Raw genomic sequence first — 12,872 nt, 5'->3', positions numbered from 1 at the left:
TCCTAGACTCTAACTGCTTGAACATTTACTGTAACAGATGAAACTTTTAATCCAGTAAAGTTTTCCACACTATAACGTACCTTTTGTATTATGTTATTTGCTATTTCAGAAATCTTAGTTCCATATTCAACCATAACATATAATTCTACTATTAATTTATCTTCATCAAAATTTAACTTAACACCCTTGCTTAAATTTTCTATTCTCATTAATTCCCATAATCCTTCAGTGGCGTTCTTAGAAACCATACCTACAACTCCATAGCACTCCATAGTTGATAATCCAACTATTTTTGCTAGTACCTCTTCAGAGTAATGTATATTTCCAAGTTCATTTGAATATCCTACCATACAGAATCCTCCTTATAAATATCTATACACTATATTTTATATTACTTATATTTATTATTCAAGTAAATATTACATAGCTTATTATATGAAGATTTTATAATATATATTAAATTTCTCATATTAAAAGTTTTTTTTACTTTTTTATGATTTTTACTTGCTTTTCTAAGGCTTACTATGTTAAAATTTAATCTGTCCTATTGAAGAGAAATTATCTTCAAAAATAAGGAGGTGTTTTCAAGTGGCAAGAAGATGCGAAGTTTGTAATAAAGGGGTTGTATCTGGAACTCAATACTCCCACTCACATCGTCAATCAAAGAGAACTTGGGCTCCTAACATAAAGAGAGTAAAGGCTTTAGTTAACGGAACACCAAAGACAGTTCATGTATGTACAAGATGCCTTAGATCTGGTAAGGTTCAAAGAGCAATATAAGTTCAAATAAAAAATGCAATTGATTAGTCAATTGCATTTTTTATTTTTTAATACTTCTTTATTTAGTTCTATTCTTTTTCATATGTATTATCTTTTCTTCCTAAAAAATTTAATTAGATTAGATAAAAACTTAGGTAGTTTTATAGCTATTATCTTCATATTTATCCTCCATAAAAAATCACTCATCTCTTTATATACATTGTATGCAAATAAATAAAATGAGTGATTAATTTTTAATCTTTTGTATAAAGTATCATTACTATTCCACTATCAAAAGTTATATTTATATCTTCTTCAGTAAATTCATTAGATGTTGTTAAGCTATCACCTAACTTTAAATTGTAATTCCTTAAGTTATACTTAGATCCCTTAATAGAAAAGTTTTTAACTTCGTCACAATATGCATGAAAAGAAATAGTATCTCCTTTATTCCCTTTTAATCTTATAGACTTATCAGTTAAAAATATATAATTATTATCATCAATTACCTTAACCTTAATAGATTTCTTAAGACCTCTTAGCATAAGTCCCAAATTGCTTAATGAATGATCATATCTAGTGCCAGTAGCACCTAATAATATTATTTCATCTGCGCCCTTTTCTACAGCTAAATTATAAGCTAATTCTGTATCTGTATAATCTTTTTCCCTCTTAAACCTTATTTTTTCTCCAGATTTAGACTCAATAGAATTTATAATATCCATATCAGCAGAATCAAAATCTCCTAAAATATAATCTGGAGTAATATTATATTTATATAATACTTCACAACCTTTATCAGCACCTATTATTAAATCGGCATCCTTAAGTTCTTTTAGTATTAAAGTTTTTGATGGTTCTTTTCCTCCTGATATGATTACAACTTTCATTTTATTCGCCTCTTATTGATTCTATATTTTCTTTAAGATTTCCATCTCCAAATATAGCAGATCCTGCAACTAATACATTTGCTCCTGCTTCAATTATGGATTTAGAATTGTTCTTATCTACTCCACCATCTACTTCTATAAGTAAATTTTTATTTGTCTCTAAGCTCATTTCTTTGACTTCCTTAATTTTATTTAAAGAATACGGAATGAACTTTTGTCCACCAAAGCCTGGATTAACAGACATTATTAATACTAAATCTAACTTTTCAATTATATCTTTCAAAACAAAAGTTGGTGTTCCTGGATTTAAGGAGACTCCAGCTTTAACTCCTTTAGATTTTATATATTCAATAGCTCTGTCAATATGTTTTTCTGCCTCATAATGAATAGTTATTATATCTGCACCAGCTTCTACAAATTCATCTATATATCTTGATGGATTTTCTATCATTAAATGGACATCAAATATCTTTTCAGTTTTATTTCTAATTGATTTTATTACTGGTAATCCAATACTTATATTTGGAACAAAGTTTCCATCCATAACATCTATATGAATAAAATCTGCTCCTGCCTTGTCTATGTTAATAATTTCATCACCTAATTTTGAAAAATCAGCTGATAATATCGATGGTGATATTTTTACCATTTGTACTTTTCCCCCTCTAATAGTTCTTCTAATATTCTAATATAAAAATTATATCTATATTCATTTATCTTACCTTCATTTAAGGCATTTTTAACTGAACATTGTGGCTCCTTATGATGAAGACAACCTCTAAATTTACAACTATGATTATATTCTTCAAACTCAGGAAAACTATATCTAAGATTTTCTTTATCAATAAAACTAATATCTATATTTGAAAACCCTGGACTGTCTACTAAGTATCCTTCTTCTATTTCAATAAGCTCGCTATGTCTTGTAGTATGCTTTCCTCTTCCTATCTTTTCTGATACTACACCAGTTTCCATATGACTTCTATTTATAAGTGTATTTATAAGTGTTGATTTTCCTGCACCTGAAGGGCCACATAAAACAGTTTCTTCACCATTTAATCTCTCTTTTAAAAGTTCTATTCCTAGTCCTTTTTTTGCATTTATAAATAATACATCATATCCTATATCATTAATTTTCTTCTTAATATCTTCTTTTTCTTCCTCTGTTGCTAGATCTACTTTATTTAAACATACTATTGATTTAATGTTATTATACTCACATAAAATTAAAAATCTATTTAAAAGATCAAAATTAATATCTGGATTTTTTATTGCAAATACTACAAAAGCTTGAGTAACATTTGCTACAGTAGGTCTTATTAATTCTGAAGTTCTATCAAGGATATCTTCAATTACTCCCTTTCCATTAGAAACATTAATAAGCACATTATCACCAACCATTGGTTTCATATCTTTGTGCCTAAATTTTCCTCTAGCCTTACATTCTATAATTTCATTTTTAGTTTTAACATAGTAAAACCCACCAATTCCTTTTATTATTTTTCCTTCCATAATTCCTCCAATAATTTTATCTTCATATTTATAATAAACAGATTTAACTAAAAAATGCAAATAATTTTTTGCAAAAAAGTACTTCTATGTAATTTTGCTTATCATTTTGTATTCCCCTCAATCATAGTAAAATCAATAGAATCACTTCATACCTGAAAGAAATAAATTATAAAATATTATTCATAATATAACATTTTTATAATTTATAAAAAGTAAAAAGAATCGGCTATATTGCCGATTCTTTATTGTTTATCATCATTGACTCTACTAGTGTTAGTAGGATTTGTATTTGTATTAGAATTAGGATTTGTATTTTCATTATCAGGAGGAGTCTCTGTTTCAGATTTTTTAGCCTTTATTTCAACAGTTCCACTAGCTTTTATTTCTTTAGTAAAACTTTCTACTATATCTCCATTTCCAATAACTTTATAAGAAATATTATTCTTTTTAAGAATATCTATTGCATCATTAACAGACATCCCCTCTTCTATACCATATGAAGAAACATCTATAGTTTCTTCTTCATATTTCCCTACTGTTAGTGTAACAGTAGCACCCTCTTGTAATTTTTTACCTACATTATTATCCTGACTCAATACTATTCCATCTTGTGATTTATCATGTGTAACTTCTTCATTAACATTAACATTAAGTCCATTTAAAGCTTTTTTTGCTTCATCTAAGGTTTTTCCTGTAACATCTGCAACATCTATATACTTAGTTTCAGGACCTTTGCTTACCACTATTTGTATTGTTGTTTTCTTACTTATCTTAGTTTTAGCACTTGGACTTTGGCTTATGAAATATCCTGATTCAACATTATCACTATATTCTTCAGTTATAGTATAGTTAGTAAATCCTTTAGAAGCTAATGATTTCTCAATATCAGCACGACTATAATTTCTAAGATCTGGCATTTCAATTTGTTCTTCTCCAGCAGAAACTATTACACTTATAGTACTTCCTTTTTTAACCTTAGTACCAGCTTTAGGATCAGTTTCTAAAATGGTATTTTCTGGTTCATCACTTTGTTTCGTAGACTTTAGTTCTAATTTTAATCCTAAATCTTCTATTTGGGTTTTAACATCATCAGTAAGTTTACCAACTATATTAGGAACTTCAACTTCATTATTACTACCATTTCCACCTGCTAAAAAGAAACCAATTGATCCTAAAACTAGAATTACTACTATAATTCCAATTGAAATTAAAACTTTCTTTAAGCCATTTTTATTTTTTTTCTTCTTTGGAAGATCATCTTCATCTTCAAAATCGTCCTCATCATAATCATCATCAAAATCTTCATCATCTTCATCATAATCATCTTCAACTTTAGAAATTTTGGATGTATTTGATGTATTAACAGCATTTATTGGAGCCATAATAATAGTACTATCATTATCTCTATTACTAAAGCTATCTCCTATAATAACATCGGGATTTTCTTGAATCTTTTGAAGATCTTGAATTATTTCCTTTGCATTTTGATACCTTTTTATTGGCTCTTTTTCAATAGCCTTAAGAATTAATTTATTAAAACTATCTGGAATAGCAGAATTTATATTTTTAGGAGGAACAGGTTCTTCTTGTAAGTGCTTTAAAGCTACTGTAACTGGCGACTCTCCTTCAAAAGGTAATCTTCCTGTTACCATTTCATATAAGACTATTCCAAAAGAATATATATCTGATCTAAAATCTATATAAGTTCCCTTTGCTTGCTCAGGTGATAGATAGTGAGCCGATCCTATAATACTTGTTGTATTAGTTATAGTTTGAGAATCAGTAGATTTTGCTATTCCAAAGTCTGTAACCTTAACTTCCCCAGTTTCAGTAACTAGAATATTTTGTGGCTTTATATCTCTATGAATTATATTATTTCTATGAGCACAATCTAATGCTTTAGCAATTTGTAAGGCTATTTTTATAGCTGTATTATAAGTTAGTTTTCCACTATAATTAATTAACTCTTTTAATGTTTTCCCACTTACATATTCCATTACAATATAATCTATATCATCTTGAGTTCCTACATCTAATACGTTAACTATATTTGCATCTGATAAATTAGCAATAGCAGTTGCTTCTCTTTTGAATTTTTGTGATATTTCTTTATTATCAGCAAATTGTTTTTTTAATATCTTAACTGCAACAAATCTATTCAACTTATGACATTTAGCTTTATAGACCTCAGACATTCCACCTTCACCGATTTTTTCAAGAAGCTCATATCTATCACCTAGAATAATTCCGTTCATATTACACCTCTCCTCCAAATAACATTACAGTTATATTGTCTCTTCCACCATTAAATTTTGCACTTTCAACGAGCCTTTCGCAAATATTCTGTAATTCTTTCTCTTTTACTTCAAATGATATAATTTGTTCCAAATTAACATCATTACTTAAGCCATCACTACACATTAGGAAAAAGTCAAATTCACCTTTTCTTAATTCAAATAAATCTACCTCTACATTTACTTCTGTTCCTATAGCTCTTGTAATAACATTCTTTTGAGGATGCTTAATTGCTTGTTCCTTAGATATACTTCCACAATCTAAAAGTTCTTGAACTAATGAGTGATCTTTAGTTATTTTAATTATCTTTTTATCTTTAATTCCATAACAAGCACTATCTCCAACATTTGAAATTAAAATTTCATCTCTAGTAATTAAACATGCAACTAAAGTTGTTCCCATTCCAGAATATATATCTGAACGATGTGAAAGATTATAAACCTCTAAATTCGCATGCTTTACAGCATCATTTAATAATTTTTTTGAATCTATAAGATTAACATTATCTCTTATGTATTTTATTAGGGCTTTAGAGGCCGTTTTACTGGCTACTTCGCCAGCATTATGACCTCCCATCCCATCTGCTAAAACAAAAATTTTATATTCTTTATCCTCATAAAACTCAGCATAATCTTCATTCAAGTTTCTTATATTGCCTAAGTCACTTTTTATACCAATCACCAACGCCCACTCCCTTTATTATTATATCTTTAAGAAATTTCTCCTTAATTGACCGCAAGCAGCATTAATATCATTACCCATTTCTTTTCTAACTGTAACATCTAACCCATGTTCACTAACTATTTTTTCAAACTCTTCTATAGTTTTTTTAGAAGGTCTCTTTAAAGTATTTTCCTTTATCTCATTTACAGGTATTAAATTTATATGACATTGTTTTCCCTTTAATAATTTTGATAGAGCTTTTGCATCTTCTTTGCCATCGTTAATACCTGAAACTAAAGAATATTCAAAAGATATACGTCTACCTGTTTTTTCAAAATAATAATCACAAGCATCTAAAATTTCTTTTATAGAGTATTTCTTAGCAATAGGCATTATTTCTCTTCTCTTTTCATCACTAAAAGCATGTAGAGATATTGCTAAAGTTATGCTATATCCTTTGTCAGCCAAATCATATATCTTTGGTACAATTCCACAAGTGGAAAGGGTTATATGCCTTTGACCTATATTTAATCCATATTCAGCATTAACTAAATCTAAGAACTTAGTTACATTCTCATAATTATCTAAAGGCTCACCACTTCCCATTAATACTATATTAGAAATTCTTTCACCTAGAACCTTTTGAGCTACAATAACCTCTGCTACAATTTCTCCAGCAGTTAAATTTCTTACTCTACCTTCTAATGTTGATGCACAAAATTTACATCCCATTCTACAACCTACTTGTGTAGAAATGCAAATTGTGTTTCCATAATTGTACTTCATAATTACACTTTCAATGATATTTCCATCTTTAAAAGCAAATAATATTTTTTTTGTTTCATCTAGTGTAGAATTATACTCTTCTACCACTTCTGGAACCCCTATATAAAAATTTTCCTTAAGCTTTTCAACTAAAGACTTAGGTAAATTTTTCATATCCTCAAAGTTCCAAACATTATTGTATATCCAAGAAAAAACTTGCTTAGCTCTAAATGAACTTTCACTGTTTTCTTTCATCCATACAGATATTTCTTCTAAACTATAATCTAAAATATTTTCCATTATATCACCTATTTTATTTTCTTTATTTTTCCTATAAAGAAACCATCCATGGAATCATTCGGTAATATAGTTAAACTTTTATCTACATTATATATAAAGTTATTATTGTTACCTAAATATATCTTCTCTATTTCTGCATCTTTATGTTTAGCTAAAAACCATTTTAAGTTTTCTTCATTTTCTTCTTTGTTTAAGGTACATGTAGAATAAAGTAAAATACCACCTGGTTTTAAATATTGCCAAGCATTTTCCATTATATCTCTTTGTATCTCAATTAAATCTCTTAATTGTTGTCTTGTTTTATTCCATTTTATTTCAGGCTTCTTTCTAATTATACCAAGACCTGAACAAGGTACGTCAATTAATACCTTATCTGCATAGCTAATATATTCAGTATTAAGCTTAGTTGCATCCATTGCTTTACAAGATACATTATTTAACTCTAATCTATTAGCATTTTCTTCAATTAAAGACAATTTATTTTCATGTAAATCAAAGGCTAAAACTTCCCCAGTATTTCCCAATAACTCAGCTATATGTGTAGTTTTACCACCTGGAGCTGCACATAAATCTAGAACCTTATCTCCCTCATTTAATTCTAGTAAAGGTGCAACTAACATAGCACTTTCATCTTGAACGGTAATAAGACCATCCTTAAATAAATCATTATTTTCTACACTTTTTCCACCTTTGATTGTAATTGCTTCAGGACAAGCATATCCTTCTTCTACGTTATATCCCATTTCTTCTAACTTTTCATAAACTTCATCATACTCGCTTTTAAATTCATTTACTCTAACTGTTACCTTTGGAGTTTCATTTAAACCAGCCATTATTTTCATTGTTCTTTCTTCACCATATTGTTTAATGAAAAGTCTAATCATCCAAGGTTGAAAAGAGAACTTGTAAGCTAATTCATCTATTCTATTTCCTGGAACTACTATTTCTTTTTCATCTCTAATATAACTTCTTAATATTCCATTAACAAGTTTAGATGCTTCTAAAGAAACTTCCTTTGCTTCTTCTACAGCCTCATTACAAGCTGCATATTCAGGTATTTTATCTAAGAAATACATTTGGTAAATGGCAACTCTTAGTATGTTTAATACTTTTGGATCCAATGAGTTAATATCCTTAACAAAATTTCCTATAAGCACATCTAAAGTTCTTTTTCTTCTTAAAGTACCATATACTATTTCAGTTATTAGCCCCTTATCCTTGTCATCAATATCACTACCGTTTAATTCCTTTGAAAGAACTAAATTAGAATAAGCTCCTTCTTCCAATACTCTTTGTACTATTTTTCTTGCAAGTTTTCTACTATTCATTTTTCTACCTCTTAATTATCGTTATATCTATTATTTATAGCTATTAATCTTATTAATTGAGAAATAGCCATTAATGTTGCTGCAACATATGTCATAGCAGCTGCATCTAGAACCTTTTGTGCTCCTTTTAGTTCATCCCCATATAAAAATGTTCTTGTTTTTAAAATATTTAATGCTCTTGTAGATGCATTAAATTCTACTGGAAGAGTTACTAGTTGATATATTACTGCTCCTCCAAAAAAGATTATACCTATTTGTGCAAATAAAGAATTTCCTAAAAATATTCCTATCATAAATAACCATATAGATACATTACTTGCTATATTAACAACTGGGGCAATTTTAGTTCTTAATACTAAAGGTGCATAATGTGTTTGATGTTGAATTGCATGACCACACTCATGAGCTGCTATTCCAGCTGCTGCTACAGTAGCACCATCATATACCTCAGGTGAAAGCCTTATTACTCTTGCAGAAGGATCATAGTGATCACCAAGCTTGCTTCCATACCTTTCAACTCTTACATCAAAAAGTCCTGCTCCATCTAATATGCTTCTTGCAACCTCACTTCCAGTTACTCCACTTGCTATTCTTACACTTCTATACTTTTTATAGGCATTATCTATTTTAAATTGTGCCCAAAAAGCTATTATAATAGCTGGTATTAAAATTAAATAAGTTGAATCAAAATAAAATCCTGGATAAAACATATATCCATCTCCTTTATACTAAATTTTAATAAAGCTTATTATTCACCTTAATTTCATTCCCATTTATATATTGTTCTATAGTTAAAGGCTTACCATTTGGAAATTGAATCTTTTTTATTAACAATATCCCATCTTGTGTTGCAACTTTAATACCTTCTTTAGAAACACTGACTATAGTTCCTGGTTCTCTTTTACTCTCTTCTTTTAAAACCTTACTCTCATATATTTTCATAGACTTATCTTCATAGTTAGTATATGCAATTGGCCATGGATTAAGGCCTCTAATCAAGTTATGAATATCTTCTGCAGAATTATTCCAATTTATTAAAGCTAATTCTTTATTTAGCATTTTAGCATAAAAAGTTTCATCTGATTGTTTTTTAGGAGTAATTGTTTCATTATATAAACCTTCTATAGTCTCTATTAATAAATCTGCTCCTCTTTCCATTAAAATATCATGAAGATTTCCAGCTGTCATATCATCAGTTATTTCAACCTCATCTTTTAAAAGCATATCTCCTGTATCTAATCCTACATCCATTAACATAGTTGTATTACCTGATTTCTTTTCCCCATTTATTATTGCCCAATTTAAAGGAGCAGCACCCCTATACATAGGAAGCAAAGATGCATGTAAGTTAATACATCCATACTTTGGAATATCTAAAACTTCTTTAGTTAAAATCTGTCCAAAAGCTACTACTATAATAAAATCAGGTTTTAAATCCTTTAAATATTTTATAGCTTCTTCATCATTTTTCAACTTCATAGGTTGTAATACCTTTATATTATGCTCTAAAGCTACTTCTTTTACAGGTGAATATGCAATTTTTTTACCTCTTCCCTTAGGTTTATCAGGTTGTGTAAATACACATTCAACCCCAAAAGTATCAATTATCTTCTTTAAAGATGGTACCGCAAAATCTGGAGTCCCCATAAATACTATTTTCATGTTAAACCTCCTTTGTTATTTTAAATAGTCTATAAATAGTTTTCCGTTTAAATGATCATTTTCATGAAGTATAGCTCTTGCTAAAAGCTCAGTAGCTTCTAAAATAAATTCTTCACCTTTTTCATTTAAAGCCTTTACTTTTACATAGTTTGGACGTTCTATATCTGCTGCTTCTCCTGGAACACTTAGACATCCCTCTTCTCCTATTTGACTACCTGAAACTTCTAATATTTCTGGGTTTATAAATACTCTAAGTCCATAATCGTCAAAAACATCTATAACAAATATTCTTTGAAGAATTCCTACTTGTGGTGCTGCAAGACCTACTCCATCAGCTTCATACATAGTATCCGCCATATCTTTTATTAATTTAATAGTTCTAGGTGTTATTTCAGTAACATCCTTACATTTCTTTCTTAAAACTTCATCACCATTTATTCTAATATTTCTAATTGCCATTTATTTTACCTCCTAAGTCAAATTATTGGGATTAATATCAATAGTTACTTTTATTTCATTATATACATTCTTATTTAATTGATAAAGTTTATCTTTTATTTTTTTACAAAAATCTAAAGATAAATCTCCTTTAAAAATAATTTGCCATCTAAAATTATCTTTTATTTTTGTAATTATACAGGGTACTGGACCAAGCATATCAATATTCTCCTCACTATTAGATATACTACTTAGTTCATTTTTTAATGTATTCATAAAATTTTTCAATGCATTTTCATTTTTAGATGAAACATTTACTAATAGTATTCTACCAAAAGGAGGATAATACATCAAACCTCTAGTTGTAAATTCTTCATTATAAAAGCCTTCATAATCATAATTTTTAGCATAATTTAAACTATAATGACTGGGATTATAGCTTTGTAAAATTACTTTTCCTTCTTTTTGCCCTCTGCCTGCTCTTCCTGATACTTGTGTTATAATTTGGAATGTCCTCTCTGCCGCCCTGTAATCTGATATATTTAAAGACATATCTGCTGCCAATATACCTACTAAAGTAACATTTTCAAAATCAAGACCTTTAGATATCATTTGAGTACCAATTAAAATATCTCCTTCACGATTTTTAAATGCATTATATATAGTTTCATGAGAATTTTTATTCCTTGTAGTATCCATATCCATTCTTAATACTTTTGCATCTTTAAAATGTCTTTTAACCTCTTCTTCAACCTTTTCAGTACCTGTTCCAAAATGTTTAACATATTTACTCTTACATTTAGGACATACCTTTGGTTGATACTGTCCATGCCCACAGTAATGACATACTAAATATCCATTTTTATGATATGTCATTGAAATATCACACTTTGGACATTTAAATACATACCCACAACTTCTACAAGATACAAAAGTGGAAAAACCTCTTCTATTTAAAAATAAAATAATTTGTTCTTTTTTATTTAAAGCTTCTTTCATTTCTAAAAATAGCTTTCTGCTAAACATGGAGATATTTCCACTATTTAATTCTTCTCTCATATCTACTATTTCAATTTTAGGCATTGGTTTATTGTCTACCCTATTATTCAATTCTACAAGTTCTATTTCTCCAGATATTGCTCTATAATAAGTTTCTATTGATGGAGTAGCTGACCCTAAAATAACTTTACAATTATTAAGCTTACTTATAAATTCAGCAACTTCTCTTGTAACATATTTGGGATTTTGCTCAGATTTATAAGTATTTTCATGTTCTTCATCTATAATAATTACTCCTAAATCTTGAGCTGGTAAAAATAATGCACTTCTAGCACCTATAATTACTCTAGCCTTACCTGCTCTTACTCTATACCATTCATCATATCTTTCACCATCTGATAGCTTACTGTGAAAAACTGCCACTTCCCTACCAAATCTGCCTTTAAACCGTTCTATCATTTGTGGTGTTAGAGAAATTTCTGGCACAAGAATTATAGCAGCTTTTCCCTCTAACAATTCCTTTCTTACAAGATTCATATATACTTCAGTTTTTCCAGAGCCAGTTACGCCTTTTAATAAAATAACATTCTTATCTGATTTCTCTATACTTTCAATAGCATTAATTTGATCTTTTGTTAAAGCTTTTTCTTTATATTCAATATATTCCTTAAAATTATATCTGTAAACTACTTCTTCCTCTACTTTCAAATAATCTTCTTTTATAAGTTTATTTATTTTATATGTAGATAGTCCATATTTTTTAGTTAATTCACTTTTGTTGAATTTACCATTATTTTTTTTTATAAAATTTAGGATATCACCATATTTATCTTCTATTTCCTTAGAAAATTCTTTATTTCCTATAGCAACTACTTGCTTATATTTATTATTTACGCCCTTTAAAATTCCTTGAGGAATAAGGAGTCTAATTCCATCTATATATTTACATAAATAATTTTCTTTTAAAAAATTTACTAATTTTATATCATCTTTAGTTAGAAGTGGTTCTAATAATGATATAGACTTAATCTTTTTTATTTTTATACCACTTATTTCATCTTCTTTTATAGATAATATAAAGCCATCTACAAGAGAATTTCTAATACCAAAAGGTACCTTTACCCATTGTCCTACAACTATATCTTTCATTAGTTCTTCTGGAACTTCATAAGTAAAAGGTTTATCTATTTCTAACGCATCACTATTAATAACAATTTCTGCATATATTTTCAAATTCATCACCCTTTTATTAGGTATACTA

The 12,872-nt window shown here is 28.3% G+C and carries 13 protein-coding genes; 1 reads left to right on the top strand and 12 read right to left on the bottom strand.

Going from position 1 to position 12,872, the window contains the following annotated elements; genetic code table 11:
• Positions 1-2 precede the first annotated feature (2 nt).
• Complete coding sequence (locus tag ACQPVP_RS09880; protein WP_430841118.1) at positions 3-350, bottom strand: Asp23/Gls24 family envelope stress response protein; 348 nt, start codon at positions 348-350, stop codon at positions 3-5.
• A 238-nt stretch (positions 351-588) separates the two neighbouring features.
• Here ACQPVP_RS09880 and rpmB point away from each other — a divergent pair, with 238 nt between their 5' ends.
• Positions 589-780, top strand: coding sequence for a 50S ribosomal protein L28 (rpmB, locus tag ACQPVP_RS09875; RefSeq protein WP_008678335.1), 192 nt, complete (start codon positions 589-591; stop codon positions 778-780).
• A 233-nt stretch (positions 781-1,013) separates the two neighbouring features.
• Here rpmB and ACQPVP_RS09870 read toward each other — a convergent pair whose 3' ends face one another.
• The 11 genes from ACQPVP_RS09870 to priA all read right to left on the bottom strand — a co-directional run bounded on the left by ACQPVP_RS09870 (position 1,014) and on the right by priA (position 12,850).
• Positions 1,014-1,649, bottom strand: a complete 636-nt coding sequence (locus tag ACQPVP_RS09870; RefSeq protein ID WP_430849545.1) for a thiamine diphosphokinase — start codon at positions 1,647-1,649, stop codon at positions 1,014-1,016.
• A 1-nt stretch (position 1,650) separates the two neighbouring features.
• The gene (gene rpe, locus ACQPVP_RS09865) at positions 1,651-2,298 is read right to left on the bottom strand and encodes a ribulose-phosphate 3-epimerase (RefSeq protein WP_430849543.1); all 648 of its coding nucleotides are present in this window, start codon (positions 2,296-2,298) and stop codon (positions 1,651-1,653) included.
• On the bottom strand, positions 2,292-3,161 hold the full coding sequence (gene rsgA, locus ACQPVP_RS09860; protein WP_430849541.1) for a ribosome small subunit-dependent GTPase A: 870 nt from the start codon (positions 3,159-3,161) through the stop codon (positions 2,292-2,294). The genes rpe and rsgA overlap by 7 nt, the downstream gene beginning before the upstream one ends.
• 242 nt (positions 3,162-3,403) lie before the next feature.
• Positions 3,404-5,416 (bottom strand): Stk1 family PASTA domain-containing Ser/Thr kinase, encoded by a 2,013-nt coding sequence (pknB, locus tag ACQPVP_RS09855; RefSeq protein WP_430849539.1) that lies wholly within the window; start codon positions 5,414-5,416, stop codon positions 3,404-3,406.
• Between the two features lies 1 nt (position 5,417).
• Positions 5,418-6,137: a Stp1/IreP family PP2C-type Ser/Thr phosphatase gene (locus ACQPVP_RS09850; protein ID WP_430849537.1), complete on the bottom strand. Its 720-nt coding sequence runs from the start codon at positions 6,135-6,137 to the stop codon at positions 5,418-5,420.
• A gap of 21 nt (positions 6,138-6,158) precedes the next feature.
• Positions 6,159-7,184 carry a 23S rRNA (adenine(2503)-C(2))-methyltransferase RlmN gene (gene rlmN, locus ACQPVP_RS09845; protein ID WP_430849535.1) on the bottom strand — a complete coding sequence of 342 codons (1,026 nt, stop codon included), beginning with the start codon at positions 7,182-7,184 and terminating at the stop codon, positions 6,159-6,161.
• A gap of 8 nt (positions 7,185-7,192) precedes the next feature.
• Complete coding sequence (gene rsmB, locus ACQPVP_RS09840; RefSeq protein WP_430849533.1) at positions 7,193-8,512, bottom strand: 16S rRNA (cytosine(967)-C(5))-methyltransferase RsmB; 1,320 nt, start codon at positions 8,510-8,512, stop codon at positions 7,193-7,195.
• Between the two features lie 11 nt (positions 8,513-8,523).
• Positions 8,524-9,222: a zinc metallopeptidase gene (locus tag ACQPVP_RS09835; protein WP_430849531.1), complete on the bottom strand. Its 699-nt coding sequence runs from the start codon at positions 9,220-9,222 to the stop codon at positions 8,524-8,526.
• Between the two features lie 25 nt (positions 9,223-9,247).
• Positions 9,248-10,174: a methionyl-tRNA formyltransferase gene (fmt, locus tag ACQPVP_RS09830; protein WP_430849529.1), complete on the bottom strand. Its 927-nt coding sequence runs from the start codon at positions 10,172-10,174 to the stop codon at positions 9,248-9,250.
• Positions 10,175-10,189: 15 nt separating this feature from the next.
• Positions 10,190-10,633: a peptide deformylase gene (gene def / locus ACQPVP_RS09825; RefSeq protein WP_430849527.1), complete on the bottom strand. Its 444-nt coding sequence runs from the start codon at positions 10,631-10,633 to the stop codon at positions 10,190-10,192.
• A 12-nt stretch (positions 10,634-10,645) separates the two neighbouring features.
• Positions 10,646-12,850 carry a primosomal protein N' gene (gene priA, locus ACQPVP_RS09820; protein ID WP_430849525.1) on the bottom strand — a complete coding sequence of 735 codons (2,205 nt, stop codon included), beginning with the start codon at positions 12,848-12,850 and terminating at the stop codon, positions 10,646-10,648.
• Positions 12,851-12,872: the final 22 nt, after the last annotated feature.

Origin of the sequence: Clostridium nigeriense (assembly GCF_050585265.1) — a bacterium.
GTDB lineage: Bacteria > Bacillota > Clostridia > Clostridiales > Clostridiaceae > Clostridium > Clostridium nigeriense_B.
The sequence above is the reverse complement of the archived record's forward strand: the minus strand, read 5'-3'. Positions and strand labels throughout refer to the sequence as shown.

Bases quoted from the DNA above. Each gene is read 5' to 3' on its own strand.
- ACQPVP_RS09880 (WP_430841118.1), bottom strand. From the start codon at position 350: ATGGTAGGATATTCAAATGAACTTGGAAATATACATTACTCTGAAGAG.
- ACQPVP_RS09870 (WP_430849545.1), bottom strand. From the start codon at position 1,649: ATGAAAGTTGTAATCATATCAGGAGGAAAAGAACCATCAAAAACTTTA.
- rpe (WP_430849543.1), bottom strand. From the start codon at position 2,298: ATGGTAAAAATATCACCATCGATATTATCAGCTGATTTTTCAAAATTA.
- rsgA (WP_430849541.1), bottom strand. From the start codon at position 3,161: ATGGAAGGAAAAATAATAAAAGGAATTGGTGGGTTTTACTATGTTAAA.
- pknB (WP_430849539.1), bottom strand. From the start codon at position 5,416: ATGAACGGAATTATTCTAGGTGATAGATATGAGCTTCTTGAAAAAATC.
- rlmN (WP_430849535.1), bottom strand. From the start codon at position 7,184: ATGGAAAATATTTTAGATTATAGTTTAGAAGAAATATCTGTATGGATG.
- rsmB (WP_430849533.1), bottom strand. From the start codon at position 8,512: ATGAATAGTAGAAAACTTGCAAGAAAAATAGTACAAAGAGTATTGGAA.
- ACQPVP_RS09835 (WP_430849531.1), bottom strand. From the start codon at position 9,222: ATGTTTTATCCAGGATTTTATTTTGATTCAACTTATTTAATTTTAATA.
- fmt (WP_430849529.1), bottom strand. From the start codon at position 10,174: ATGAAAATAGTATTTATGGGGACTCCAGATTTTGCGGTACCATCTTTA.
- def (WP_430849527.1), bottom strand. From the start codon at position 10,633: ATGGCAATTAGAAATATTAGAATAAATGGTGATGAAGTTTTAAGAAAG.
- priA (WP_430849525.1), bottom strand. From the start codon at position 12,850: ATGAATTTGAAAATATATGCAGAAATTGTTATTAATAGTGATGCGTTA.